26 protein-coding genes are annotated in these 24936 nt (G+C 74.1%); 24 read left to right on the top strand and 2 right to left on the bottom strand.

All coding sequences use genetic code 11. The features are described 5' to 3' along the window. Window positions 1-16 precede the first annotated feature (16 nt). From TPA0908_RS11010 to TPA0908_RS10980, 7 genes are all read left to right on the top strand, one after another. Window positions 17-991, top strand: a complete 975-nt coding sequence (locus TPA0908_RS11010) for an ABC transporter ATP-binding protein (RefSeq protein ID WP_281937143.1) — start codon at window positions 17-19, stop codon at window positions 989-991. Further along, window positions 988-1839: an ABC transporter permease gene (locus tag TPA0908_RS11005; protein WP_281937141.1), complete on the top strand. Its 852-nt coding sequence runs from the start codon at window positions 988-990 to the stop codon at window positions 1837-1839. The genes TPA0908_RS11010 and TPA0908_RS11005 overlap by 4 nt, the downstream gene beginning before the upstream one ends. A 10-nt stretch (window positions 1840-1849) precedes the next feature. Then, window positions 1850-2101, top strand: a complete 252-nt coding sequence (locus TPA0908_RS11000) for a helix-turn-helix transcriptional regulator (RefSeq protein WP_091071236.1) — start codon at window positions 1850-1852, stop codon at window positions 2099-2101. A 73-nt stretch (window positions 2102-2174) separates the two neighbouring features. Further along, window positions 2175-4067, top strand: coding sequence for a DNA primase (gene dnaG, locus TPA0908_RS10995; RefSeq protein ID WP_281937138.1), 1893 nt, complete (start codon window positions 2175-2177; stop codon window positions 4065-4067). After that, complete coding sequence (locus TPA0908_RS10990; protein ID WP_281937136.1) at window positions 4067-4603, top strand: hypothetical protein; 537 nt, start codon at window positions 4067-4069, stop codon at window positions 4601-4603. The genes dnaG and TPA0908_RS10990 overlap by 1 nt, the downstream gene beginning before the upstream one ends. Before the next feature lie 64 nt (window positions 4604-4667). Then, window positions 4668-4922: a FitA-like ribbon-helix-helix domain-containing protein gene (locus tag TPA0908_RS10985; RefSeq protein WP_281937135.1), complete on the top strand. Its 255-nt coding sequence runs from the start codon at window positions 4668-4670 to the stop codon at window positions 4920-4922. Then, complete coding sequence (locus TPA0908_RS10980) at window positions 4919-5320, top strand: type II toxin-antitoxin system VapC family toxin (protein WP_281937133.1); 402 nt, start codon at window positions 4919-4921, stop codon at window positions 5318-5320. Before TPA0908_RS10985 ends, TPA0908_RS10980 begins: the two co-directional genes overlap by 4 nt. Window positions 5321-5335: 15 nt before the next feature. Here the strand turns inward: TPA0908_RS10980 and TPA0908_RS10975 are convergent, their stop codons facing one another. Continuing rightward, entirely contained in the window at window positions 5336-6664 is a 1329-nt protein-coding gene (locus tag TPA0908_RS10975) for a lanthionine synthetase LanC family protein (RefSeq protein WP_281937132.1), read from the bottom strand. 86 nt (window positions 6665-6750) lie between these two features. On the opposite strand from TPA0908_RS10975, the gene TPA0908_RS10970 reads away from it, so the two are divergent. Next, window positions 6751-7290 (top strand): GNAT family N-acetyltransferase, encoded by a 540-nt coding sequence (locus tag TPA0908_RS10970; RefSeq protein WP_281937131.1) that lies wholly within the window; start codon window positions 6751-6753, stop codon window positions 7288-7290. 12 nt (window positions 7291-7302) lie between these two features. Here TPA0908_RS10970 and TPA0908_RS10965 read toward each other — a convergent pair whose 3' ends face one another. Continuing rightward, window positions 7303-7548 carry a flavin reductase gene (locus tag TPA0908_RS10965; RefSeq protein ID WP_281937129.1) on the bottom strand — a complete coding sequence of 82 codons (246 nt, stop codon included), beginning with the start codon at window positions 7546-7548 and terminating at the stop codon, window positions 7303-7305. Between the two features lie 212 nt (window positions 7549-7760). Between TPA0908_RS10965 and TPA0908_RS10960 the strand changes: the two genes are divergently transcribed. From TPA0908_RS10960 to TPA0908_RS10885, 16 genes are all read left to right on the top strand, one after another. After that, window positions 7761-8564, top strand: coding sequence for a helix-turn-helix domain-containing protein (locus TPA0908_RS10960; protein WP_281937126.1), 804 nt, complete (start codon window positions 7761-7763; stop codon window positions 8562-8564). After that, a complete protein-coding gene (locus TPA0908_RS10955; protein WP_281937124.1) occupies window positions 8555-8743 on the top strand; it encodes a DUF397 domain-containing protein in 189 nt (62 codons plus the stop codon). Before TPA0908_RS10960 ends, TPA0908_RS10955 begins: the two co-directional genes overlap by 10 nt. Window positions 8744-8906: 163 nt before the next feature. Beyond that, on the top strand, window positions 8907-9923 hold the full coding sequence (locus tag TPA0908_RS10950; protein ID WP_281937122.1) for a YihY/virulence factor BrkB family protein: 1017 nt from the start codon (window positions 8907-8909) through the stop codon (window positions 9921-9923). Window positions 9924-10128: 205 nt separating this feature from the next. After that, window positions 10129-11307, top strand: coding sequence for an ROK family protein (locus tag TPA0908_RS10945; protein WP_107155761.1), 1179 nt, complete (start codon window positions 10129-10131; stop codon window positions 11305-11307). A gap of 119 nt (window positions 11308-11426) precedes the next feature. Continuing rightward, on the top strand, window positions 11427-12992 hold the full coding sequence (locus tag TPA0908_RS10940; RefSeq protein ID WP_281938536.1) for a sugar ABC transporter ATP-binding protein: 1566 nt from the start codon (window positions 11427-11429) through the stop codon (window positions 12990-12992). Next, complete coding sequence (locus tag TPA0908_RS10935) at window positions 12989-14074, top strand: ABC transporter permease (protein WP_281937119.1); 1086 nt, start codon at window positions 12989-12991, stop codon at window positions 14072-14074. Before TPA0908_RS10940 ends, TPA0908_RS10935 begins: the two co-directional genes overlap by 4 nt. 89 nt (window positions 14075-14163) lie before the next feature. Further along, window positions 14164-15207: a substrate-binding domain-containing protein gene (locus tag TPA0908_RS10930; protein ID WP_281937117.1), complete on the top strand. Its 1044-nt coding sequence runs from the start codon at window positions 14164-14166 to the stop codon at window positions 15205-15207. A 55-nt stretch (window positions 15208-15262) separates the two neighbouring features. Continuing rightward, window positions 15263-16459: a Gfo/Idh/MocA family protein gene (locus tag TPA0908_RS10925; RefSeq protein ID WP_374709216.1), complete on the top strand. Its 1197-nt coding sequence runs from the start codon at window positions 15263-15265 to the stop codon at window positions 16457-16459. A gap of 224 nt (window positions 16460-16683) precedes the next feature. Then, a complete protein-coding gene (locus TPA0908_RS10920) occupies window positions 16684-17820 on the top strand; it encodes an inositol-3-phosphate synthase (protein ID WP_281937113.1) in 1137 nt (378 codons plus the stop codon). After that, window positions 17817-18836, top strand: a complete 1020-nt coding sequence (locus tag TPA0908_RS10915) for an SCO3242 family prenyltransferase (protein WP_281937111.1) — start codon at window positions 17817-17819, stop codon at window positions 18834-18836. Before TPA0908_RS10920 ends, TPA0908_RS10915 begins: the two co-directional genes overlap by 4 nt. Next, window positions 18833-19729, top strand: a complete 897-nt coding sequence (locus TPA0908_RS10910; RefSeq protein ID WP_281937109.1) for a sugar phosphate isomerase/epimerase family protein — start codon at window positions 18833-18835, stop codon at window positions 19727-19729. The genes TPA0908_RS10915 and TPA0908_RS10910 overlap by 4 nt, the downstream gene beginning before the upstream one ends. Window positions 19730-19767: 38 nt before the next feature. Beyond that, window positions 19768-20373: an EboA domain-containing protein gene (locus tag TPA0908_RS10905; RefSeq protein ID WP_281937107.1), complete on the top strand. Its 606-nt coding sequence runs from the start codon at window positions 19768-19770 to the stop codon at window positions 20371-20373. A 1-nt stretch (window position 20374) separates the two neighbouring features. Continuing rightward, entirely contained in the window at window positions 20375-21226 is an 852-nt protein-coding gene (locus TPA0908_RS10900; protein ID WP_281937105.1) for a TatD family hydrolase, read from the top strand. Further along, the gene (gene eboE / locus TPA0908_RS10895; RefSeq protein ID WP_281937103.1) at window positions 21226-22413 is read left to right on the top strand and encodes a metabolite traffic protein EboE; all 1188 of its coding nucleotides are present in this window, start codon (window positions 21226-21228) and stop codon (window positions 22411-22413) included. Before TPA0908_RS10900 ends, eboE begins: the two co-directional genes overlap by 1 nt. Further along, window positions 22410-23804: an alkaline phosphatase family protein gene (locus TPA0908_RS10890; RefSeq protein ID WP_281937100.1), complete on the top strand. Its 1395-nt coding sequence runs from the start codon at window positions 22410-22412 to the stop codon at window positions 23802-23804. Before eboE ends, TPA0908_RS10890 begins: the two co-directional genes overlap by 4 nt. Beyond that, entirely contained in the window at window positions 23801-24868 is a 1068-nt protein-coding gene (locus tag TPA0908_RS10885) for a polyprenyl synthetase family protein (RefSeq protein WP_281937098.1), read from the top strand. The genes TPA0908_RS10890 and TPA0908_RS10885 overlap by 4 nt, the downstream gene beginning before the upstream one ends. The last annotated feature ends 68 nt before the right edge of the window (window positions 24869-24936 follow it).

Below are 24936 nucleotides of genomic sequence, written 5' to 3'. Positions count from 1 at the left end.
TGCTACATTCCGAGGCATGACTGCGGTCGAACTCCCGGGGGCGGTCGCGGCCCCCCGGCCTCCCGACGAGGATCTGGTCCTCGACGTCCGCGACCTGCGCATGCGTTACGGCGCCGTCGACGTGCTGCACGGCGTCGACCTCACCGCCCGGCGCGGCGAGGTGGTCGCGCTGCTCGGGCCCAACGGCGCCGGCAAGACCACCACCATCGAGATCCTGGAGGGCTTCCGGCTGCCCTCCGCCGGCACGGTCCGGGTGCTCGGCGTCGACCCGGCCCGCGGCGACGAGCGCTGGCGCGCCCGGCTCGGCGTGGTGCTCCAGTCCTGGCGCGACCACGGCAAGTGGCGGGTCCGGGAACTGCTCACCCACCTCGGCGACTTCTACGCGCCGTACGCGACCGACCGGACGCCGCGGCCCTGGCCGGTCGACGACCTGCTGGCCACCGTCGGGCTGACCGGGCACGCCGACACCCGGGTGGCCCGGCTCTCCGGCGGGCAGCGCCGCCGGCTCGACGTGGCGGTCGGCATCGTCGGCCGGCCGGAGCTGTTGTTCCTGGACGAGCCGACGGTCGGCTTCGACCCGGCGGCCCGGCGCGAGTTCCACGAGCTGGTGCACCGCCTCACCGACCTCGACGAGACCACCATCGTGCTGACCACGCACGACCTGGCCGAGGCGGAGAAGCTGGCCGACCGCATCCTCATCCTGGCCGGCGGCCGGATCGTCGCCGAGGGGTCACCGGACCAGTTGGCCCGCCGCGTTGCCTCCGACGCCGAGGTCCGCTGGACCCGCGACGGCGAGCGGTACGTGCACGCCACCGCCGACGCCACCGCGTTCCTGCGCGACCTGCTCCGCGAGCACGGCGACCGGGTCCGGGAGCTGGAGGTGCGCCGGGCCAGCCTGGAGGACGCGTACCTGGCGTTGGTGCACGAGGAGGAGACCGGCATCCGCACCGGCCGGGCCGAGCGGGCGTGGCAGCAGGAGGCGACGCGATGACCCCGACCACCACCGCGCTCCGGGCCGGGCTGCGGCGCGGCCTGATCGAGCTGCGCGCCACGTTCACCAACGGCCAGGACCTGTGGAACTACTTCTTCCCCACGGCGGTGCTGCTGGTCGCCATGTTCTTCATGCGCGGCTCGACCGTGCCCGGCACCGACTTCTCGCTCGGCGCCCGGACGCTGCCCAGCGCGCTCGGCATGGGCCTGCTCTTCGGCGGCCTGCTCGGGCTGGCCCAGCAGCTCATCGTCGACCGGGAGGACGGCACGTTGCTGCGGGCCAAGGCGATCCCCAACGGCATGCTCGGCTACCTGGTCGGCAAGCTGGTGCTGATCTCGGCGATCTCGCTGATCGGCGTGGTCATCCAGCTCGTGCCCGGTCTGTTCTTCCTGGATGGGCTGCGGCTCGGCGACCCCGGCGCCTGGCTCACCCTGGCCTGGGTGGTGCCGCTCGGGCTGGTCGCGACGCTGCCGCTGGGCGCGGTGATCGGCTCGGTGATCGAGAATCCGCGCAACATGGGCCTGGTGGTGCTGCCGATCTTCGGCCTGATCGCGCTCTCCGGCATCTTCTACCCGATCAACGGCCTGCCCGGTTGGCTCCAGGGCGTCGCGCAGGTCTTCCCGCTCTACTGGCTAGGCTTGGGCATGCGCTCGGCGCTGCTCCCGGCCGACCTGGCGGCGGTCGAGCTGGGCGGCTCCTGGCGGCACCTGGAGACGCTGGGCGTGCTCGGCGCCTGGGCGGTGCTCGGGCGGGTGCTGGCCCCGGTGGTGCTGCGCCGGATGGCCCGCCGGGAGTCCGGCTCGCGGGTCGCGGCCCGGCGGGAGCGGGCCATGCAGCGGTTCGGATGAGAGGGCGGCGATGAGCGAGACCGTGCACAACCGGATCGCGGTGCTGCGCGCCGAACGGGGCGTCTCCCGCCGGCAGCTCGCCGACGCGCTCGGGGTGCACTACCAGACCGTCGGCTACCTGGAACGCGGTGAGTTCCGGCCCAGCCTGCACCTGGCGCTGCGCATCGCCGCGTACTTCGAGGTGCCGGTCGAGGTGGTCTTCTCCATCGAACCGTTCCCGCGGATCGGCGACGCCGCGGCCGGGGCCGGCCGCTCGGCGTGAGGCCGGCGGGACGGGCGGCGTCCGCCACACGTCCGTCCCCCCGGCCGCCGGATCGTCGGTCCGGCAGGGCAGGATGTACGCCGAGGAGGTGGCGGTCATGGCGGGGCGGATCCGGGACGAGGACATCGCGCTGGTCCGCGAGCGCACCTCCATCGCGGACGTCATCTCCGAGGTGGTGACGCTCAAGTCGGCCGGGGGTGGCAACCTCAAGGGGCTCTGCCCGTTCCACGACGAGAAGAGCCCCTCGTTCAACGTGTCGCCCGCCCGCAACGTGTTCTACTGCTTCGGCTGCGGGGTCGGCGGTGACGCGATCAAGTTCCTGATGGACGCCGAGCATCTCGGCTTCATCGAGTCGGTCGAGAGCCTCGCCGCCCGCGCGGGCATCCAGCTTCGCTACGTCGAGGACGACAGGTCCACCCCGCGCGCCCGGCCGCAGCAGGGGCAGCGGCAGCGCCTGGTGGCCGCGCACGCCGCCGCCGTCGAGTTCTACCGGGCCCAGCTCACCACCGCCGGCGCCCGCCCGGCCCGCGAGTTCCTGGCCCGGCGGGGCTTCGACCGGGCCGCCGCCGAGCGCTACGGCTGCGGCTTCGCCCCCGACGGGTGGGACCTGCTCACCAGGCACCTGCGCCAGCAGGGCTTCAGCCACGACGAGTTGGTCACCGGCGGCCTGTCCCGCCCGGCCCGGTCGGGCTCGCTGATCGACAGGTTCCGCCGTCGCCTGATGTGGCCGATCCGGGACATCACCGGCGACGTGATCGGCTTCGGCGCCCGCAAGCTGTTCGACGACGACGACGGCCCGAAATACCTCAACACCCCCGAGACGCCGATCTACAAGAAGTCGCACGTCCTCTACGGCATCGACCAGGCCAAACGGGAGATCGCCAAGCAGGGCAAGGTGGTGGTGGTCGAGGGCTACACCGACGTGATGGCCTGCCACCTCGCCGACGTCCCGACCGCGGTGGCGACGTGCGGCACGGCGTTCGGCGGCGACCACATCTCGGTGCTGCGCCGGGTGCTCTTCGACAGCGACGAGCGGGCCGGGGAGATCATCTTCACGTTCGACGGCGACGCCGCCGGCCAGAAGGCCGCGCTGCGCGCGTTCGAGGACGACCAACGCTTCGTCGGGCGGACGTTCATCGCGGTCAGCCCGGACAACATGGACCCGTGCGACCTGCGGCTGGCCAAGGGCGACCTGGCCGTCCGCGACCTGGTGGCCCGCCGCGAGCCGCTCGTCGACTTCGCGCTCCGGCACGTCATCAACCGGTTCGACCTCGACACCGTCGACGGCCGGGTCGAGGCGATGCGCCGCGCCGCGCCGCTGGTCGCGAAAATCAAGGACCGGGAGAAACGCCCGGAGTACGTCCGCAAGCTCGCCGGTGACCTCGGCATGGAGATCGAGCCGGTGCAGCGCGCCGTGCTGACCGCCGGCAACGGGCAGCCGGCCAACGGTCGGCCCGCGCCGACCCGCCCCGGCCCCGCCACGCCCGCCGTGGACAGTCCCCGTTCCATGGTGGAGCGGGAGGCGCTGAAGCTGGCGTTGCAGGAGCCGGTGCTGGCCGGCCCGATGTTCGACGCGGTCGAGGCCGGCGACTACCAACATCCGGTGCACGCCGCGGTGCGCGTCGCCGTCGCCGAGGCCGGCGGTGCGGCCGGCGCCACCGGCGGTGCGGTCTGGATCGAGCGGGTCCGTGACGCCTGCGCCGACCTGGCCGCCCAGGCCCTGGTGGGGGAGTTGGCGGTGGAGCCGTTGCGCATCGACGGCGAGCCCGACCCGAGGTACGTCTCGATCACCATGGCCCGGTTGCAGTGGAGTTCGGTCACCGGCCGGATCCGCGACCTCAAGTCGAAGATCCAGCGGGTCAACCCGGTGAGCAACAAGGACGAATACTTCGCCCTGTTCGGGGAGCTGCTCTCGCTCGAACAACACGCGCGGGCCCTGCGCGAGCAGGCCGCCGGAGGACTGTGATGGGACTCTTCCGCCGCCGTTCGAAGCTGCCGCCGGCCGACCGTCCGCCGCTCGCCGCCGACGAGCGGGTGCTCGCCTGGGCCGCCGCCGGCAACGGCGAGGGCGACGGCGTGCTGGTCGCCAGCAACCGGGGGCTCTGGCTGCCCGGCCGGGGCGAGCGCCTCGGCTGGCACGACGTTCTCAAGGCGGTCTGGTCCGGCCGGGAACTCACCGTCACGCTGGCCGAGCCGGTCACCGAGCGGGACGGCTACCTGGTGGTCGCCGACGCCCCGGCGGAGACGTACCTGCTGCTCGATCCCGGGGAGCTGCCGCACCAGGTGCGGACGCGGGTCACCGGTTCGGTGGCGTACACCGCGCACCACCCGGTGCCCGGCGGCGCGGGCCGGATCGCGGCCCGGCGGGTGCCCGGCGTGGACGGTCTGACCTGGACGGTCCGCTACGACCCGGGGACGCCGGCCGACGACGAGGCGGTGGTCGCCGAGACCGGCCGTCTGGTGGCCGAGGCCCGCGCCGCCACCACGCCCGCCGACGTCTGACCGCGACCGGCGCGGGTTCGCGTGTTTTCCCGCGAGCGAGCGATGCTGCATGCATAATGAATGCATGGTTGCTCTCCAGATCCGGGACGTGCCGGAAGACGTACGAGACGCCCTGGCGGCCCAGGCCAGGGCGCGCGGGCAGTCACTCCAGGCGTACCTGTTGGAGTTGGTGGAGACGCAGGCTCGACGATTGGGCAACACGGCGGTCCTTGATCGCTTCGCCGGCCGGTCGGACGGCACTCGTTCCCTGCCGGGAGAGAGTGCCGCAGAGTTGAACGACCAGCGGGAGCAGCGCGGGCCTGGGGGGCGCGCCGCGTGATCGTCGTGGACGCGTCGGTTCTGGCCGATGCCCTGGTCGATGACGGACCGGTCGGCGCCGCGGCGCGGGCGGAACTGACCGGGGATCCGCACTGGGCCGCGCCGAGCCATCTTCTGGTCGAGGTCATGTCCGTGATCAGAGGCAAGGTCCTCGGGAGGAAGCTCGCCCAGGCTCGGGCTCAGGAGGCGATCGACACTCTGTCGTCGCTGGTCATCGACGAGGTCGGTGTCGCGATGCTGCTCGACCGGATGTGGGAGTTGCGGGGCAACGTCACGGCGTACGACGCGGCCTACGTCGCGGCGGCGGAGTTGATGGCCTGCCCACTCGTGACCGGTGATGGTCGGCTCGCCAAGGCCAGTGGCGTCCGCTGCGAGATCCGACTGCTGGCGGCGTCCTGACCGGGCCGCCCGGGTTCACCGCCGGGCCCGGCTGACGCACAGCCGCTCGGGCACGGTCCACCACTGGTCGGGACGGTCGACGACCGCAGCGGTCGGGCCGTCCTCCAGGACGCGGGCGAACCGCAGCAGGAAGGCGGCGATCCCCGCCGCCCCCTGCATCCAGGCCGTACGCGGCGGCAGCAGCGGCGGATCCTGCCGGTGCTCCACGAACTGCCAGCGCGCCCCCGCGTCGTCGCGGATCGCGCGCTCGACCAGGGCGTCGGCCATCATGCCGGCGCCCCGCAGCAGTAGTGCCGCGTAGGGCGCGTCCGTGGTGTCCTGGGCGGCGTCGATCAGGATGTCCCCGACGCCCGCCGTGCCGCAGCAGCGCCCGTCGTTGTCCCAGAAACCGGGGCGGAGCCGATGCGGGATGCCGGACCTGAGGACCGAGTGCAGGCAGCGGCGGCGCAGCTCGCCGACCTCGAACCCGCCGACCCGCTCGACCCCGGCACAGGCCAGCGCGGCGAACAACTGGGAGGTGCCGGACGGGCCGTGGCACCAGTTGTACGTCACGGGCTCCACCTCGCGTTGCGAGCGGGGGATGGTGTGCTCCACGACGAACCCGCCGTCGTCGAGCGAGGCGATGCGCACGAGGTGCTCGGCGCCCCGCCGGGCGGCGTCGACGAAGTCGGGCCGGTCCAGCGCGTGCCCGGCCACGGCCAGCGCCGCGGCCACCCCGGCGGTGCCGTGGGAGAAGTTCGGGCAGCTCGACCGGTACCCCGGCCACATCCGCCAGTCCACGCCTGCCTCGGTCGGCTCGGCCACCCGCAGGATCGCCTCACACCCGGTCGTCATGACCGCGGCGGCGGCCTCACCCCCGGCCCAGGCGGCGGTCAGGACCACTCCGGCGCTGCCGGAGACGACGTCCGTCGTCGGGCCGTGCGATTCCGCCGCCACGCTTGGCGGCGGGTCCCAGCCGGCGGGCGTGCGCGACTCGGCCAGCCGCCGCATCGCCACCCGCTCCCGCCCGGGAGCCAGCAACCGCAGCGCGGTCACCCGACCGGCGAGGCCGTCGTACAGGGACGCGTCGAGGCGGTCCGCGGGCAACGTGCGGCTCAGCCGGTCGACGATGCCCGCCGCCAGTGCCGTCTCGGCGCCGTCGTGCTCGCGGTGCCGGCCGATCTCCGCGAGCACGGGAGCCAGCCCGGCGATGCCCGCGTAGAGCGAGTCGCGGTCCTCGGCCGGCCGAGGTTGATCGTCGCCGACCACCTCGGGCAGCCACGGTCCGTCGTCGTTCCGGACCTGGCTCATTACCCAGGCCCAGCCGGCCTCCCCCACCTCGCGGTATCTTTCCGCACCAGACACACCGCCACCCTAGGCGCGCCGGACGACCTCGCGGTGCCCCGGTTATCCGGTCGTGCGGGTTGCTCATCGGCTGTTAGCGTCGCGGGATGTTCGCCACCGACCGGGTCCGGTTACGCCCGCCCACGCCCGACGACGCGCCGAGCATGTTCCGGCTGCACGGTGACCCCGAGCTGCATCTGCTCACCGACGACGAGCCGTTCCTGCCGCGCCACGTCGGGCAGGAACGGGCCCGGCTGGAGAAGCAGGTCACCGAGCCGCCAGACAGCCGCACCTGGGTGTCGTTCCTGGCTGAGACCGTGGCCGACGGCACGTTCCTCGGTGGGTGCACGCTGTGGGGTATCAGCGCGTTCGAGCGGTTCGCCCACCTCGGCATCTCGCTGGTCCCCGAGGCGCGTGGCCAGGGCTACGGGACGGAGGTCATCCGGCTGCTCTGCCGGTACGGCTTCCGCAGCCGCAACCTCCGCCGACTGGAGCTGGAGACACTGGCCGGCAACACGGCCATGCGGCGCACCGCCGAGGCGTGCGGCTTCGTCCACGAGGGCACCCAGCGGGAGCGCGCGTACGACGGCGACGGCTTCTCGGACCTGGTGATCTACGGCCTGCTCCGGCGCGACTGGACGCCGTAGTCGGCGGGCCGGTCAGCGGGCCCGCGCCCAGCCGACGAAGCGCTGCGCCAGGCCCTGCGGGGTGGCGTCGTCCCGGCCGGCGGCCAGGTCGGCGGTGGCCTCGCAGAGCAGCGTGCCGAGGTACACCAGCAGCGCGATCCGGTCCTCGCGGTACTCACCGAGCAGCGCCAGCCGGGCGGGGGAGCACGGCCACGCCGCGCCGCAGATCCGGCAGCGCCAGGACGGGCGGGCCGCCACGTGCGGACGGTACCGGGGCATCTGTGAACCTCCGTCGCGGTGGGAGGGGGCGTCGACGGACCTCGTCGTGCGCCGACGCCCCGGCCTGGTTCCGCCCGCCGTCCGATCCCGTGAGCGGTTCCGCTGCGTGACAGTCTGGTGACGGGGCGACTACGGTGGGGCCTCCGGCACGGCGACGACCAGCGCGTCCGGCGGCCGGCCCCGGGTGTGTCGAGGATGTACGGAGGCTGTCCGTGGAACTGTCGTCCATGCTGGAGCACTTCGCGGAGGAGTTACGGCTCGCCCGCGCGGCCAACGGCATGTCCCAGACGTCGCTGGCCGAGGCGCTTACCTATTCCGGCGCGCTGGTGGCCAAGGTGGAGACCTGCGAGCGCCGCCCGAGCCTGGATTTCGCCCGCCGCTGTGACACGGTGCTCGGCACCGACGGGCGCTTCGAGCGCATCCAGCGGCGGATCGGCCGGGAGGCCGTGGTGCCGTGGTTCCGCGACTGGCCCGGCATCGAGGCGGAGGCCACCGCACTGCGCTGGTTCGAGCCGCTCTGCGTGCCCGGCCTGCTCCAGACCGAGGGCTATGCCCGCGCGCTGCTCTCAGGCGACGGGCTGTTCGCGCCGGACGAGGTGGAGCAGCAGGTGACGATGCGGCTGGACCGCCAGGCGCTGCTGACCCGTGAGCGGCCCCCGCTGCTCACGTTCGTCGTCGACGAGCACGTGCTGCGCCGCCGGGTCGGCGGGGCGGAGGTGATGCGCGAGCAGGTGCGCCACCTGGTGAAGGCCGGCACGGGGCTGCCCCGGGTGCGGATCCACGTTGTGCCGCTCACCGTCGGGGCCTACCCTGGCCTGAGTGGCCCGTTCGTGCTCGCCACCCCGCCGCACGGCGAGGACGTCGTCTATCAGGACGGGCAGCTCCACGCGCAGGTGATCGACCGAGCCGACCACGTGCGGCAGATGGTCGAGGTGTGGGAGTCGATCCGCGGCGAGGCACTGTCGCACCAGCAGTCCCTCGACTTTTTGACGGAGGTGGCGGAGACATGGACCTGAGCAGTGCCCGGTGGCGCAAGAGCAGCCGCAGCAACGGCCAGGGCGCAGCCTGCGTGGAGGTGGCGGACGGCATGATCGGCGTGGTCGCGGTGCGTGACTCCAAGGACCCGGCCGGCCCGGTGCTGGCCTTCGCGCCCGACGCCTGGCGCGCGTTCGTCGACCGGCTCCCCGACCGCTGACCCACACCGGGGCGGTGTGACGGGGATGACCCCCGCCCGGCCGCCCCGCTCATGCGGCCCCGCCCGTTCCGGCGGACCGGCAGGTTGTCTGGGCGTTGGCTGGTTATCCGACCCGACCTCGGGGCAAGTCGTGCAGTGACGACACGACGACGAGGGAGGTGCGATGGCCAGCGACGAGTCTCCCGCCCGCGAGGGGCACGAGCGCACCGGGCCGGTGGGGCCGGACGACGGTCCGGACAGCCCGACCGACCTGACCGGTCCGGGCTGGGTGGCGACGCTCAAGCGGACCGTCCGGGAGTTCCAGGACGACAGCCTGACCGACTGGGCCGCCGCGCTCACCTACTACGGCGTGCTCTCCATCTTCCCCGGCGTGCTGGTGCTGATCTCGGTGCTCGGCCTGCTCGGTGACCGGGCCACCAACGGCGTCCGGGACACGGTCGGTCAGGCGGTGCCGGAGGAGAACACCCGGAAGATCATCGAGACGGCGATCGACCAGGCCGGTCAGGCGGGCGGGCTGGCGAGCGTCGCGGCGGTCATCGGTGTGATCGCCGCGTTCTGGTCGGCGTCCGGCTACGTGGCGGCCTTCATGCGCGCCTCAAACAGCATCTACGACGTGCCGGAGGGGCGGCCGATCTGGAAGACGCTGCCGATCCGGCTCGGCGTGACCGCGGTGATCGGCGTGCTGCTGCTGATCAGCGCCGTGATCGTGGTGTTCACCGGCGGGCTGGCCGAGCAGGCCGGCAACGCCATCGGGCTCGGCTCCACCGCGGTCACGGTGTGGAACATCGCCAAGTGGCCGGTGCTGTTGCTGCTGGTCAGCCTGATGTTCGCGATCCTCTACTGGGCCTCGCCCAACGCCCGGCACGGCGGCTTCCGCTGGGTCAGCCCGGGCGGGGTGCTCGCCGTGGTGCTCTGGCTGGTGGTGTCCGGCCTGTTCGCGCTCTACGTGAGCAACTTCGGCTCGTACAACAAGACGTACGGCGCGGTGGCCGGCGTGATCATCTTCCTGGTCTGGCTCTGGTTGAGCAACGTGGCCATCCTGCTCGGCGCCGAGTTCGACGCCGAGCTGGAGCGCAGTCGCGCCATCGCCGCCGGCCTCCCCGAGGACAAGGAGCCCTACGTCGAGCTGCGCGACGACCGCAAGCTGCGGAAGAAGCGCAACGCGCCCGCACCACGCTGACCTCGAACGTCGCCGCCCCGCCCGGTTCGACCGGGCGGGGCGGCGCGTTTTCATGATCCGGAAGACGCTTTTGTTCATACGGACAGAAGTTTTCGCCAAATGCGCTGAAGCTATGGACAGGCGACCCGGAAGGCTCCTACTGTGTCGGACACAACACCTCGGCATTGCGTCGATGTGAACGACTCCGATGCGGAGGTGACTGCCGGTGCGGACGGTCGATCCCCTGCACGTACGGCTCCTGCGGCTGCTCCGGGACCAGGGCGCGATCTCCCGCGCCGAGCTCGGTGACCGCCTCCAGATGCCCCGCCCGCGGCTGCTCGCCGAGTTGGAGCGGCTGGTCTCCCTCGGCTACGTGGCCGAGGCCGGGTTGGCCGCCTCCCGGGGCGGACGCCGCTCCACCCTGGTCGAGCTGAGCCCGCACCTGCGCTTCGCCTCAGTCGACCTGGGCGCCAGCTCGATCGACGTCGAGGTGGTCAACGGCCGGCTGGAGCCGGTGACCGCGTACACCGAACCGGCCGACATCCGCTCCGGCCCCAAGGTGACCCTGCAACGGGTCAACGACCTGCTGCACAAGGCCAAGGTGGACGGCGCGTACGAGCGGCTCGACGCGATCGGCATCGGCGTGCCCGGCCCGGTGAGCTTCCGCGACGGGGTGCCGGTCTCGCCGCCGATCATGCCGGGCTGGGACCGCTTCCCGGTCCGCGAGCTGCTGACCCGCGAGCACGGCTGCCCGGCCGTGGTCGACAACGACGTCAACATCATGGCGATCGGCGAGCGGCACGGCGGCGTCGCCCACTCCGTCGACGACTTCCTCTTCATCAAGATCGGCACCGGCATCGGCTGCGGCATCTACCTGCACGGCGAGGTCTACCGGGGCACCGACGGCTGTGCCGGCGACATCGGCCACATCCAGGTCGACCCGAACGGCCCGATGTGCTCCTGCGGCAACCTCGGCTGCCTGGAGGCGGTGTTCAGCGGCGCGGCGCTGGCCCGGGAGGCGACCGCCGCGGCCCGCGCCGAGGTCTCACCGGCCCTGGTCGAGCGGCTCACCGCCCGGGGCGCGGTCACCGCGCTGGACGTGGCCCAGGGCGCGATCGAGGGCGACGTCACCTGCATCCAGCTCATCCGCGACGGCGGCCGGCGGGTCGGCAGCGTGCTGGCCGGGCTGGTCAGCTTCACCAACCCGTCCATGATCGTCATCGGCGGCGGGCTCGCCCAGCTCGGCCACATCCTGCTCGCCGAGATCCGCAGCGTGGTCTACCGCCGCTCGCTGCCACTGGCCACCGGCAACCTGCCGGTCGTCCTCTCCGAGCTGGGCCCGCGCGCCGGCGTCGCCGGCGCGGCCGTGCTCGCCAGCGACGTCGCGTTCGGGGAAGCCGCATGACCGAGCGGAGCGAGGGCCGTGAGGGCATGCCCAGCCAGCACCGCATGACCGAGCGCACCGAGCGGAGCGAGGGCCGTGAGGGCATGCCCAGCCAGCACAGCATGAACGAGGGGGTGAAGATGTCCGGGAAGGAGCCGCTGGTCGAGGCGCCCGCCGACGCCGTCGCGGGCGAGGTGGTGCTGCGCCTCACCGACGTGGTGAAGACGTTCCCCGGCGTACGCGCGCTGGACGGCGTGCAGTTGGAGGTGCGGGCCGGCGAGGTGCACTGCCTGCTGGGGCAGAACGGCGCCGGCAAGTCCACCCTGATCAAGGTGCTCGCCGGTGTGCACCGGCCGGATTCCGGCGAGGTGGTGTGGCGCGGCGAACCGGCCGCGTTCGCCAACCCGCAGGCCGCCATGCGCGCCGGCATCGCCACCATCTACCAGGAACTCGACCTGGTCGACGACCTGTCGGTGGCGGAGAACGCGTTCCTCGGCCACGAGCCGCGCCGGCTCGGCTTCGTCCGGCGCGGGCAGATGGCCCGGCGTACCCGGCAGATCCTGGCCCGGCTCGGCCACCCGGAGATCCCGCCCGGGCGGCTGGTGCGGCACCTGCCGGCGGCCGGTAAGCAGATCGTCAGCATGGCCCGGGCGCTGTCCCACGAGGCACGTCTGATCATCATGGACGAGCCGAGCGCGGTGCTGGCCCACGACGAGGTGGGCAACCTCTTCCGGATCATCCGGGAACTCACCGCGCAGGGCATCGCGGTCATCTACATCTCGCACCGGATGGAGGAGATCCGCGAGATCGGCGACCGGGTCACCGTACTCAAGGACGGCCGGACCACGGCGGCGAGCCTGCCGGCGCGTGACACCCCGACCCGCGACCTGGTCGCCCGGATGACCGGGCGGACCATCGAGTACGTCTTCCCGCAGCGCCCGGCCGACGACGGGGCCGGCGCGGAGCTGCTCCGGGTGGACGGGCTGACCCGGCACGGCGAGTTCGCCGACGTCTCGCTCGGCGTACGGGCCGGGGAGATCGTCGGGATCGCCGGGCTGGTCGGCTCCGGCCGCTCCGAGCTGCTGGAGACCATCTTCGGCGCCCGCCGGGCGCACGCCGGGACGGTCCGGCTGGCCGGCAAGGCACTGCGTCCGGGCAGCGTGGGCGCGGCGGTCCGGGCCGGCATGGGCATGGCGCCCGAGGAGCGCAAGAGCCAGGCGCTGCTGCTCGGCGAGCCGATCTACCGCAACGTCACGCTCGCCACGTTCGGCCGGTACGCCCGCCTGGGCTTCACCGACGCCGGACGGGAACGGGCCGAGGCGGACCGGATCGCCGCCGCGCTGGAGCTGCGCCCCCGGGACGTCCGCCGGCCGGTGCGCACGCTGTCCGGCGGCAACCAGCAGAAGGTGGTGGTCGGCCGGTGGCTGCTCGGGGACACCCGGCTGTTGCTGCTCGACGAGCCGACCCGGGGCGTGGACGTGGGCGCCCGCGCCGAGCTGTACCAGGTGATCCGCGACCTGGCCGCCCGGGGCGTCGGGGTGCTGCTGGTCTCCAGCGAGGTGCCCGAGGTGCTGGGCCTGGCCGACCGGGTGCTGGTGATGCGGGAGGGTCGGGTGGTCCGCGAGGCCCCGGCCGGCGAACTCGACGAGAACACCGTGCTCGACCTCGTGATGGCGGGGTCCCTCATGGAAGGCGCACCGGCATGAGCGATACCCACACCACGCTGCCCGCGCAGTCGCCGCCGGTGGACCGGGCGGAGACCGCCAAGGTCGACGCGCCGGCCCGGCTCTCCTGGTGGCGCGGCGACGGCGGGGAGGGCGCGAAGCGCAACCTCGGCCTGCTGGCCACGCTTGTGGTGCTGGTGGTCATCGGCATCCTGACCCGTCCCGACCTGTACGGCGACCCGAACTGGGTGTGGGGCAACACGCTCACCATCCTCAAGCTCGCCTCGGTGGTCGGCGTGGTCACCGTCGGCATGACCTTCGTGATCATCGGCGGCGGCATCGACCTGTCGGTCGGCGCGATCGTGGCGCTGGCCGGCGTCTGGTCCACCACGCTCGCCACCCAGAGCTACGGCGCCGGCGGCATGATCTTCAGCGCGCTCACCGTCGGGCTGGCCGTCGGCGTGGTCAACGGCCTGCTCATCTCGTACGGGCGGCTGGTGCCGTTCATCGCCACGCTGGCCATGCTGGTGGCCGCCCGAGGGCTCGCGGCGGAGATCTCCGACAAGCAGACCCAGGTCTCCACCAGCTCGTTCATCAACGGCATCGCCACCACCAACGTGCTCGGCATCCCGCTGCTCGTCTACATCCTGATCGCGGTGGTGGCGGCCGGGTGGGTGCTGCTCAACCGGACCACGTTCGGCCGTCGCACGGTGGCGGTCGGCGGCAACCCGGAGGCGGCCCGGCTCGCCGGCATCAACGTACGCCGGCACACCGTGCTGCTCTACGCGCTCTCCGGCCTCTGCTGCGGCATCGCCGCGGTGATGCTGACCGCGCAGGCCACCTCCGCCCAGGCGGCGATGGCCAACCTCTACGAGCTGGACGCGATCGCCGCCGCGATCATCGGCGGCACGCTGCTCAGCGGCGGGCGGGGCACCATCATCGGCTCCCTGCTCGGGGTGATCATCTTCTCCACGATCACCAACCTGTTCGCCATCAACAACCTCTCCGCCGAGGCCCAGAACATGGTCAAGGGCGGCATCATCGTCGCCGCCGTCCTGGTCCAGCAGGTGCAGTTCCGCAGCCTGACCCAGTTCCTCGCCCGCAACCGGGCCACCACCACCTGACCCACCGCACCGCCAGGCCGCCGTCGCGCAGACGGTGGCCCGGCCCACCGCACCCGAAACCACCCCCACCACCTCATCAGGAGGCCGTCATGCCCAGTGACCTGTCACGCCGTCGGTTGCTCTTCGGCGGGGCCGCCGTCTCCGCCGGGGTGCTGCTCGCCGGCTGTACGAGCAACGAGCAGTCCCCGACCGAGGCGCAGACCAAGGCCGCCGCGACCGGCGCCGCCGCCGAACCGGGCAAGAAGGTGACCATCGGCTTCTCCGCCCCGGCCGCCGACCACGGCTGGATCGCCGCCATCACCAACAACGCCAAGGCGCAGGCCGGGGCGTACTCCGACGTGGAGCTGAAGTCGGTGGAGGCCGGCGCGGACGCGGCGGCCCAGCGGGCGGCGCTGTCCACGCTGATCTCCCAGAAGCCGGACGTCATCGTCCTGCTGCCGCACGACGGCAAGGAACTCAACGCGTTCGGCCTGGAGGCGATGAAGGCCGGCATCCCGGTGGTCAACCTGGACCGGGCGTTCCCCGACCCCAAGGCCTACCGGCTCCAGATCAAGGGCGACAACTACGGCATGGGGGTGGCCGCCGCCACCTACATCGCCGAGCAGCTCAAGGCGAAGGGAGTCAGCAACCCGGTGATCGGCGAGATCCCCGGCATCGAGTCGCTGGAGCTGACCCAGGAACGCTCCAAGGGCTTCGCCGACACGCTCGCCTCGTACGGGCTGAAGGTGGCCAACCGCCGGCCGGCCGAGTTCACCGTGGACTCCGGCCAGCAGGCCGCCACCGGCTTGTTCCAGGCGCTGCCGAAGATCGACGCGGTCTGGAACCACGACGACGACCAGGGCATCGGCGTGCTCGCCGCCGTCACCCAGGCCAACCGCAAGGAGTTCTTCATGGTCGGCGGCGCCGGCTCGAAGAAGGCCATGGAGGACATCGCCGCCGACAACACGGTGCTGAAGGCCACCGTCACCTACAGCCCGTCGATGGCCTCCTCGGCCATCTCCCTGGCCCGGCTGATCGGGCAGGGCAAGGGCATGTCCGACCTGGTGGAACTCCAGGTACCGAAGGAGATCGTGCTCTCCTCCGAGACGATCACCAAGGAGAACTCGGGCGACTACCTGAAGCTCGGGTTCTGACACACACGGGGGGAGACCCAGCTTGTCCAGTCACGACAGCATCCTGCGGGTCGGCATGGTCGGCTACGCGTTCATGGGCGCCGCGCACTCGCAGGCGTGGCGCACCGTGAACCGCGTGTTCGACCTGCCGGCGCGGGTGCGGATGGCGCTCGTCTGCGGCCGGGACGAACCGAAGGTGGCCGAGGCCGCCGACCGGCTCGGCTGGGACGGGTACACCACCGACTGGCGGCGACTCGTCGAGTCCGACGAGATCGACGTGGTGGACATCTGCACGCCGGGGGACAGCCACGGCGAGATCGCCCTCGCCGCGTTGGCCGCGGGCAAGCACGTGCTGTGCGAGAAGCCGCTGGCCAACACCGTCGCCGAGGCGCGGGAGATGACCGCCGCCGCGGCCCGGGCCCGGGCGTCCGGGGTCCGCGCGATGTGCGGCTTCAACTACCGGCGGGTGCCCGCGGTCGCCCTGATGCGGCAGCTCGTCGCCGACGGGCGGCTCGGCGAGATCCGGCACGTCCGGGCGGTCTACCTCCAGGACTGGATCGTCGATCCGCAGTTCCCGCTGGTGTGGCGGTTGCAGAAGGACCGGGCGGGCTCCGGCGCGCTGGGCGACATCGGCGCGCACATCATCGACCTGACCCAGTACGTCACCGGGCAGCTCGTCACCGGCGTCAGCGCGCTCACCGAGACGTTCGTCAGGCAGCGGCCGTTGCCGGCCGGGTCGAGCGGCCTGGCCGCGCAGGCCGACGGCAACGGCCGGGGCACCGGCGCGGTCACCGTGGACGACGCGGCGGTCTTCGTGGCCCGGCTCGACGGCGGCGCGCTCGCCACGTACGAGGCGACCCGGTTCGCCACCGGCCGCAAGAACGCGCTGCGGGTCGAGATCAACGGCTCACGCGGCAGCGTGGTGTTCGACCTGGAACGCCTCAACGAACTGGAGTTCCTGGACGCCACCCGGCCCGCCGCCGAGCAGGGGTTCAGCCGGATCCTGGTGACCGAGCCGGAGCATCCGTACCTGGACGCGTGGTGGCCGCCCGGCCACATCATCGGCTACGAGCACTCCTTCACGCACCAGATGCGCGACTTCGTCGAGGCGGTCGCCACCGCAACCGACCCGACCCCGTCGTTCGCCGACGCGTTGCAGGTGCAGCTCGTGCTGGACGCGGTCGAGCGCTCCGCCGAAGCCGCCGCCTTCACGGAGGTGGCGAAGGAAGGGGCCCCGCTTAACGCCTCCGGTAGAGGAGGGGGCCCCGCTTAACAATCCGCCCACTCCGCGCGGCGCGCGAGCGCCGCCGACACCCTTCCGGCGCCGGCCGGCGAGGGCCCACCGCGGTTGCGCCCCGCGGCGGGCACGAGGCCGGCGTCGGGGAGCGTGCCGCCGGAGTCCTCCGGGAGGCACGACCAGCACGGCCCTCCGGTGCGGCCGGACCGGGATTCCCCGGCCGCACCGGTGGACCGGCACCGACCTGGGGAGGTAACGCGATGCGTACGGGTGTCTGGCTGGTGGGAGCACGTGGTTCGGTCGCGACCACAAGCGTGGTCGGGGCGCTCGCCCTGCGGGCCGGGCTCACCGCGCCGACCGGCTGCGTCACCGAACTGCCCGACCTGCGGGGTCCCGCGCTGCCGGGCCTCGCCGATCTCGTCTTCGGCGGCCACGACGTGGTCGCCACCCCGCTGACCAAACGCGCCGAGGCGCTCGCCGCCGCCGGCGTGCTGCCCGGCCGGCTCGCCGACGCCGTCGCGCCGGAGCTGGCCGACGTCGAGGCGGCGCTGCGACCCGCGCCGACCGAGGGCGACCCGGCCACGCGGATCGCCGCCGTGGTCGACGACCTGACCGACTTCCGCCGCCGGTACGACCTGGACCGGGTGGTGGTGGTCAACGTGGCCGCCACCGAGCCGGCGCCCGCCCCGCACCCGGCCCACCACGACCTGACCGCGCTGCGCGCCGCGCTCGACGTGCTGCCGGCCAGCTCCCGGTACGCGTACGCGGCGTTCACCGCCGGCTGCCCGTACGTCGACTTCACCCCGTCCACCGGGGCCCGGCTGCCGGCGCTGGCCGCGTTGGCCGACGAGCGCGGTCTGCCGTACGCCGGGCACGACGGCAAGACCGGCGAGACGCTGCTCAAGTCGGTGCTCGCGCCGATGTTCGCGATGCGGCACCTGGCGGTGCGTTCCTGGTCCGGGACGAACCTGCTCGGCGGCGGCGACGGCGCCACGCTCGCCGAGCCGGCCGCCAACGCCGCCAAGGTGGGCAGCAAGCAGCGGGTGCTCGCGGAGACGCTCGGCTACCTGCCGCAGGGCAGCACCCGGATCGACTACGTCGAGGAGCTGGGCGACTTCAAGACCGCCTGGGACCTGGTCACGTTCGCCGGCTTCCTGGGCACCGGGATGCGGATGGAGTTCACCTGGCACGGCTGCGACTCGGCGCTGGCCGCCCCGCTGGTGCTCGACCTGGCCCGGCTGACCGCCGCCGCGCACGCCGCCGGCCGCCGGGGCCCCCTCGCCGAGCTGGCGTTCTTCTTCAAGGACCCGCTCGGCGACACCGGCCACGCGCTCGGTGAGCAGTGGGCGGTGCTGTGCGACTTCGTGGCCGGCCTGCACGCGGAGGCGGCCCGGTGACCCGGCTCGCCGACCTGGCCGAGCTGGTCCGCGCGCCGGCCGCGCTCTCCGTGCCCGGGGACGTGCTGGCCGGCGCCGCGTCGGCCGGGACGCTCGGCCGGCGTACGCCCGCGTTGGCCGGCGCGTCGGTGCTGCTCTACTGGGCCGGGATGGCCGCCAACGACTGGGCGGACCGGCGGCTCGACGCGGTGGAGCGCCCGGAGCGGCCGATCCCGTCCGGCCGGGTCCGCCCCGGCGTCGCGCTCGGCCTGGCCGGTGGCCTGACCGCCGCCGGCCTCGCCGTCGCCACCGCCGCCGGGGGCGTCCGCGCGGCGGCCGTCGCGGTCCCGCTCGCGGCCACCATCTGGGGGTACGACCTGCGCGCGAAGGACACCGCCGCCGGTCCCGCCGTGATGGCCGCCTGCCGGGGGCTGGACGTCCTGCTCGGCGCGACCACGACCCCGACCGCCCGGGGATGCGCCGCAGGCGGCGACCGGTGGCCCGGCGGCGGCCCGTCCGGCACCGGCTGCGGCCGGGGTGCCGGCGGGTCGGGCGGGAGCGTCGGACCGGCGTTGCTGCGGGCGCTGCCGGCGGCGCTTACCGTCGCCGCGCACACCTGGACCGTCACCGCGCTGTCCCGCCGCGAGGTGACCGGGGTGGCGGACCGGCGGTTGCCGGGCCTCACCCTGGCCGGCACCGCGCTGATCGCGCTCGCCGCCCCGGGCCGGCCGACCGTGTTAAGCGGGGCCCCCTCCTCTACCGAATGCGTTAAGAGGGGGCCCTTCCTTCGGCTCGGTGCCCTGGTGCCGGTGGCGCTCGCGGCCGGCTACGCCGTGCGGTACGGGCGGGCGCAGGCCCGGGTGCTCGCCGACCCGTCGCCGGCCCGGGTGCGCGCCGCGGTCGGCGCCGGCATCACCGGGCTGCCCGCGTTGCAGGGCGCGCTGACCGCCCGCGCCGGCGTCGGGCTGCTCGGCCTCGCGGTGGCCGCCGCCGCGCCGCTCGGCCGCCGCCTGGCCCGGCTGGTCTCGCCGACATGACCACCGTGACCCCGGCCGCCGCGCCCCGCCGGCCCGCGCCCGAGCCGGGCCGGCTGCGCCTCGGGTACGGCACCAACGGCTTCGCCAACCACCGGCTCGACGACGCGCTCGCCGTGCTCGCCGACCTCGGGTACGAGGGTGTGGCGCTCACCCTGGACCACGACCACCTGGACCCGTTCGCCAGCGGGCTGGCCGGCCGGGTCGCCGCCGTACGCCGCCGGCTGGACGCGCTGGGGTTGGCCGTGGTGGTCGAGACCGGCGCGCGCTACCTGCTCGACCCGTGGCACAAGCACGCCCCGACGCTGCTGCACGACGAGCCGGCCCGCCGCGTCGAGTTCCTCCGCCGGGCGGTCCGGATCGGCGCCGACCTGGGCGCGGAGGCGGTCTCCTGCTGGGCCGGCGTACGCCCGCCGGAGGTGCCGCCACCGGTCGCGTGGGAGCGCCTGGTCGCCGGCTGCGCGACGGTGTGCGCCGAGGCGGCGGCGGCCGGCGTGCCGCTCGGCTTCGAACCCGAGCCGGGCATGCTGGTCGAGGACATCGCCGGCTGGCGGCGGCTGCGCGACGCGCTCGACGCGCCGCCCGGCTTCGGCATCACGCTCGACATCGGACACTGCCGCTGTCTGGAGCCGCTGCCGGTGCCCGACTGCGTGGCAGCGGTCGCCGACCACCTGGTCAACGTGCAGATCGACGACATGCGCCGGGGCGTGCACGAGCACTTGGAGTTCGGCACCGGGGAGATCGACTTCCCGCCGGTGCTGGCCGCGCTGGCCGACGCCGGCTATCGAGGGCTGGTCGCGGTGGAACTGCCCCGGCACTCGCACGCCGCCCCGACCGTCGCCGCCCGCTCACTCGACTTCCTGCGCGCCGCCGCCCGGCGCGGCGAGGGGCGGTGAGGCGACCACCATCCACCACCCGGCAGAGGGGAGACGGCATGACACCCGACCGACTGCGCGCCGCGCTGCGGGGCGTACCCGATCCGCAGTGGCTGGACGCGGCGCTGCGCCGCGTCGCGACCGAACCCGCGGCGATCCCGCGCTACTTCGCCGCCGCCGCCCGGCGGTGCGGGCGCGGGCCGGTGCCCGACCCGCCCGGCTGGACGGTCGACGAGGCGGCCCGCGCGTTGCTGCTCTCCGCGTTGCCCACCGGGCACGCCGGCGCGGCCGAGACGCTCTACCGGGAGGGCGACGCGGCCGAGAAGCGGGCCGTGCTGCGGGCGCTGCCGCTGCTGCCGATCGGGGCGGAGTGCGTGCCGCTGCTGCACGACGCGATCCGCACCAACGACACCCGGCTGGTCGCCGCCGCGCTCGGCCCCTACGCCCGGCACCTGGAACAGCCGGCCTGGCGGCAGGCGGTGCTCAAGTGCGTCTTCACCGGCGTGCCGCTGGCCGTGGTCGACAGTCTGACCGACCGGGCCGACGGCGAGCTGGCGCAGATGCTGGCCGCGTACGCCGCCGAACGGCACGCCGCCGGCCGGCGCATGCCCGACGACGCCGCCGACCTGCTGGACCGGCTCACCATCCCCACCACGGAGGCGTGACATGCGCATCTTCGACCCGCACATCCACATGACGTCCCGGACCACCGACGACTACGAGCGGATGGCCGCCGCCGGGGTGCGCGCGGTGGTCGAGCCGGCGTTCTGGCTGGGCCAGCCGCGTACCAGCGTGGACAGCTTCGTCGACTACTTCGACTCGCTCGTCGGCTGGGAGCCGTTCCGGGCCGGGCAGTTCGGCGTCCGGCACCACGCCACCGTGGCGCTGAACCCGAAGGAGGCCAACGACCCGCGCTGCCGGCCGGTGCTCGACGTGCTGCCGCGCTACCTGGACAAGGACGGCGTGGTCGCGGTCGGCGAGATCGGCTACGACGCGATGACCCCGGCCGAGGACGCCGCGTTCGCCGGTCAGCTCGCGCTGGCTGTCGCGCACGACCTGCCCGCGCTGGTGCACACCCCGCACCGGGACAAGGCACGCGGCGTCGAACGCACGCTCGCGGTGGTCGCCGAGTCGGGCATCGCGCCCGGGCGGGTGCTCGTCGACCACCTCAACGAGGTGACCGTGAAGCTGGTCCGGGACACCGGCTGCTGGCTGGGCTTCTCGATCTACCCGGAGACGAAGATGTCGCCGCCGCGGATGGTCGAGCTGCTGCGGAGATACGGGACGGAGCGGATGCTTGTCAACTCCGCCGCCGACTGGGGGCGTTCCGACCCGCTGCTCACCCGGGACACCGGGGAGGCGATGCTGGCCGCCGGGTTCGACGCCGACGACGTGGACCGGGTGCTGTGGCGCAACCCGGTGGAGTTCTACGGCCAGTCCGGCCGGCTCGACCTCAGCGACGTGGACGCGCCCGCGCCCACGTACGCCGGCAACTCCATCCTGCGTGGAGGCGAGTGATGCGGCTGCGGCACGCCGACGGCAGCACCGTCCATCTCGGCTACTGCACCAACGTCCACCCCGCCGAGGACCTGCCGGGCGTCCTGGCGCAGCTCGACACGTACGCGGTCGCGGTACGTCGCCGCCTCGACGCGGACCTGCTCGGGCTGGGACTGTGGCTGGCCGCCCCGGCCGCCGCCGCGCTCGCCGCCGACCCGGCGGCCCGCCGCCGGCTGCGTCACGAGCTGACCGTACGCGGGCTGGAGGTGGTCACGCTCAACGGTTTCCCGTACGCGGCGTTCCAGGCCCCGGTGGTCAAGGGCGCGGTGTACCAGCCGGACTGGACCACGCCGGCGCGGCTGGCGTACACGCTGGACCTGGCCCGGGTGCTGGCCGACCTGCTGCCCGACGACGCGGCCCGGGGTTCGGTCTCCACGCTGCCGGTGGCCTGGCGCACGCCGTGGGACGCCGGCCGGGCCGAGTCGGCGCGGCGGATGCTCGACGCGCTCGCCGCCGGGCTGGCCGACGTGCAGCGGGACACCGGCCGGGTGGTCCGGGTCGGCTTCGAGCCGGAACCGGGGTGTCTGGTGGAGTCCACCGGACAGGCCCGCGCGGTATTGTCAGCCATGGATACCGAGCGGCTCGGGATCTGCCTGGACCTGGCGCACCTGGCGTGCGCCTGGGAGGCGCCGGCCGACGCGCTGGCCCGGCTGCGTGACGCCGGCCTGCCGGTGGTCAAGGTGCAGGTCTCCGCCGCCGTCGAGGCCCCCGACCCGGCCGGCGCGACCGCCGCGCTGCGCCGCTTCGTCGAGCCACGCTTCCTGCACCAGACCCGCGCGGCGGGCTGCGCCGGCGCCACCGATCCGGCCGACCCGGCGTACGCCGCCGACGACCTGGACGCGGCACTGGACGCGCGGCTGCCCGGGGCGTGGCGGGTGCACTACCACGTGCCGCTGCACGCCCCACCCGAGCCGCCGCTGCGCTCCACGGTGCCGGTGCTGCGGGCCGCGCTCGCCGCGCTGTTCGCCGGCCCGGCCGCCGGCTGCGACCACCTCGACGTGGAGACGTACACCTGGGGGGTGCTGCCGGCGGCGCGTCGGCCGCGCGGCGACGCGGAGCTGGCCGCCGGCATCGCCGCCGAACTGGCCTTCGCCCGCGACGAGCTGACCGGCCTCGGGTTGGCCACGGCGGCGGGGGTGCCCTCGTGAGCCGGCGGCTGGTGGTGCTCGACGTGGTCGGGTTGACGCCGCGCCTGCTGGCGCACATGCCCCGGCTGCGCGCGGTGGCCGAGGCGGGTTTCGCGGCCGAGCTGGGCACCGTGCTGCCGGCGGTGACCTGCTCGGCGCAGGCCACGTTCCTGACCGGTGAGCCGCCCGCCGGGCACGGCGTGGTGGGCAACGGCTGGTATTTCCGGGACCTCGGCGAGGTGCTGCTCTGGCGGCAGCACCACGCGCTGGTCGGCGGCGAGAAGGTGTGGCAGGCGGCGCGCCGGGTCGAGCCGGGCTACCGGGTCGCCAACGTCTGCTGGTGGTACGCCATGGGCGCGGACGTCGACTGGACGGTCACGCCGCGCCCGGTCTACCACGCCGACGGGCGTAAGGAGCCGGACTGCTGGACCGACCCGCCGGAGCTGCACGACACGCTCACCGACGCGCTCGGCACGTTCCCGCTGTTCAGCTACTGGGGGCCGGGCGCGGGGCTGCCGTCGTCGGCGTGGATCAGCCGGGCCGCGCAGCGGATCCTGGCCGACCACGCCCCCGACCTGACCCTGGTCTACCTGCCGCACCTCGACTACGACCTGCAACGCTTCGGGCCGTCCGCGCCGCAGGCCGCCGCCGCGGCGGCGGAGCTGGACGCGGTGCTCGGGCCGCTGCTGGACGCGGCGCGGGAGCGCGACGCGACCGTGGTGGCCCTCTCCGAGTACGGCATCACCGACGTCTCCCGCCCGGTGGACGTCAACCGGATGCTGCGCGCCGAGGGGCTGCTGCGCGTCTACACGCAGGCCGGGATGGAGTACCTCGACCCGTGGACGTCACGGGCCTTCGCGGTCGCCGACCACCAGGTGGCGCACGTCTACGTGCGGGACCCGGCGGACGTGCCGGCGGTGGCGAAGCGCTGTGCCGCGCTGCCCGGCGTCGCCGAGGTGCTGGACGCGGCCGGGCAGGCCGGGTACGGGTTGGACCATCCCCGAGCCGGTGAGCTGGTGCTGGTGGCCGAGCCGGACGCCTGGTTCACCTACTACTACTGGCTGGACGACGCGCGGGCGCCCGACTTCGCCCGGCTGGTCGAGATCCACCGCAAGCCCGGCTACGACCCGGCGGAGCTGTTCTTCGACCCGGCCGCCCCGGGTGCCGCGAAGCGCCGGGCGGCGGTGGCGCTGGCCCGCAAGAAGCTGGGGATGCGCTACCTGATGAGCGTGGTCGGGCTGGACGCCGGGGCGCGGGCGGTGCGCGGCTCGCACGGCCGGCTGCCCGCCGACCCGGCGGACGGGCCGGTGCTGCTCTGCTCCGACCCGGCCGCGGCCCGCTCCCGGGTCGCGGCGACCGACGTCAAGGCGTTGCTGCTCCAGCTCGCCGGACTGGCCCGGGAGGCCCCATGACCGTCGCCGTCGACCGGACCGACCCGGCCCTGCTGCGGGGCCGCTTCGACGCCGCGCTCGCCGCGTTCCTGGACGCGCGGCGGCCGGGTCGGCCGGACGACGGTACGGGGGCCGTCCACACCGCGTTGCGCCGCTTCGTCCTGGCCGGTGGCAAGCGGCTGCGCCCGCTGTTCTGCTACTGGGGCTGGCGGGGCTTCGGCGGCCCGGACGGGCAGCCCATCGTGGTCGCCGCGTCGGCGCTGGAGCTGTTCCACGCGTTCGCCTTGATCCACGACGACATCCTGGACCGCAGCGACCGGCGGCGCGGCGAGCCGACGCTGCACCGGCACTTCGCCGGGCTGCACGCCGGCGCGGGCTGGCCGGGCGACCCGGCGGCGTACGGGCGGGCGGCGGCGTTGCTCTGCGGCGACCTCTGCGCCACCTGGTCGGCCCAGATGTTCCACGGCTGCGGGTTGCCGGCCGGGCGGCTGCGCCGGGGGCATCCGTTGCTGGCCCGGATGCGGGCCGAGGTGATCGCGGGGGAGTACCTGGACGTGGTGGCGGCGACCGGTGACGGCTCGGTGGCGAGCGCGCTCACCGTGGTGCGGCTGAAGACGGCCCGCTACACGGTGACCCGGCCGATCCAGGTGGGGGCCGCGCTGGCCGGCGCGGCGCCGGACGTGGTGGCCGCGCTGGCCGGCTTCGGTGATCCGCTGGGGGACGCGTTCCAGCTCCGCGACGACCTGCTCGGCGTGTTCGGGGACCCGGCGGTGACCGGCAAGTCCACCATGGACGACCTACGGGAGGGCAAGCCGACGGTGCTGCTGGCGCTGGCCCGGGCGGCGGCCGGTCCGGCCGGCGCGGCCCGGCTGCGGGCACTGGTCGGCGATTCGGCCCTGGACCAGGCGGGGGCCGCCGAGGCCCGCGCGCTCATCGAGGCGTCGGGGGCCCGGGACACGGTGGAACGGATGATCCGCGCGCGGGCGGACGCGGCGCTTGTCGCGCTGGACGCGCTGCCGCTGGCGGCGTCGGCGCGGCGGGCGTTGGCCACGCTCGCGGAACACGCCGTCGAGCGCCGCGCCTGACCCGACTTTTGTCGTGACGCGTCAAAAGTCAAAGCTGATCGATCAGAAGCTATGGACACGCTGATCGA

It is taken from the genome of Micromonospora sp. AKA38 (genome assembly GCF_027925725.1).
Taxonomy (GTDB): domain Bacteria; phylum Actinomycetota; class Actinomycetes; order Mycobacteriales; family Micromonosporaceae; genus Micromonospora.
Note: the sequence above shows the minus strand (reverse complement) of the source record. Positions and strands in the feature narration are given on the sequence as shown.

Coding starts and splice junctions, on each gene's coding strand:
- TPA0908_RS11010 (WP_281937143.1), top strand. CDS start 17: ATGACTGCGGTCGAACTCCCGGGGGCGGTCGCGGCCCCCCGGCCTCCC.
- TPA0908_RS10950 (WP_281937122.1), top strand. CDS start 8,907: ATGGCCAGCGACGAGTCTCCCGCCCGCGAGGGGCACGAGCGCACCGGG.
- TPA0908_RS10930 (WP_281937117.1), top strand. CDS start 14,164: ATGCCCAGTGACCTGTCACGCCGTCGGTTGCTCTTCGGCGGGGCCGCC.
- dnaG (WP_281937138.1), top strand. CDS start 2,175: ATGTACGCCGAGGAGGTGGCGGTCATGGCGGGGCGGATCCGGGACGAG.
- TPA0908_RS10885 (WP_281937098.1), top strand. CDS start 23,801: ATGACCGTCGCCGTCGACCGGACCGACCCGGCCCTGCTGCGGGGCCGC.
- eboE (WP_281937103.1), top strand. CDS start 21,226: ATGCGGCTGCGGCACGCCGACGGCAGCACCGTCCATCTCGGCTACTGC.
- TPA0908_RS10955 (WP_281937124.1), top strand. CDS start 8,555: ATGGACCTGAGCAGTGCCCGGTGGCGCAAGAGCAGCCGCAGCAACGGC.
- TPA0908_RS10920 (WP_281937113.1), top strand. CDS start 16,684: ATGCGTACGGGTGTCTGGCTGGTGGGAGCACGTGGTTCGGTCGCGACC.
- TPA0908_RS11000 (WP_091071236.1), top strand. CDS start 1,850: ATGAGCGAGACCGTGCACAACCGGATCGCGGTGCTGCGCGCCGAACGG.
- TPA0908_RS10925 (WP_374709216.1), top strand. CDS start 15,263: ATGGTCGGCTACGCGTTCATGGGCGCCGCGCACTCGCAGGCGTGGCGC.
- TPA0908_RS10900 (WP_281937105.1), top strand. CDS start 20,375: ATGCGCATCTTCGACCCGCACATCCACATGACGTCCCGGACCACCGAC.
- TPA0908_RS10940 (WP_281938536.1), top strand. CDS start 11,427: ATGTCCGGGAAGGAGCCGCTGGTCGAGGCGCCCGCCGACGCCGTCGCG.
- TPA0908_RS10910 (WP_281937109.1), top strand. CDS start 18,833: ATGACCACCGTGACCCCGGCCGCCGCGCCCCGCCGGCCCGCGCCCGAG.
- TPA0908_RS10985 (WP_281937135.1), top strand. CDS start 4,668: ATGGTTGCTCTCCAGATCCGGGACGTGCCGGAAGACGTACGAGACGCC.
- TPA0908_RS10905 (WP_281937107.1), top strand. CDS start 19,768: ATGACACCCGACCGACTGCGCGCCGCGCTGCGGGGCGTACCCGATCCG.
- TPA0908_RS10990 (WP_281937136.1), top strand. CDS start 4,067: ATGGGACTCTTCCGCCGCCGTTCGAAGCTGCCGCCGGCCGACCGTCCG.
- TPA0908_RS10970 (WP_281937131.1), top strand. CDS start 6,751: ATGTTCGCCACCGACCGGGTCCGGTTACGCCCGCCCACGCCCGACGAC.
- TPA0908_RS10965 (WP_281937129.1), bottom strand. CDS start 7,548: ATGCCCCGGTACCGTCCGCACGTGGCGGCCCGCCCGTCCTGGCGCTGC.
- TPA0908_RS11005 (WP_281937141.1), top strand. CDS start 988: ATGACCCCGACCACCACCGCGCTCCGGGCCGGGCTGCGGCGCGGCCTG.
- TPA0908_RS10935 (WP_281937119.1), top strand. CDS start 12,989: ATGAGCGATACCCACACCACGCTGCCCGCGCAGTCGCCGCCGGTGGAC.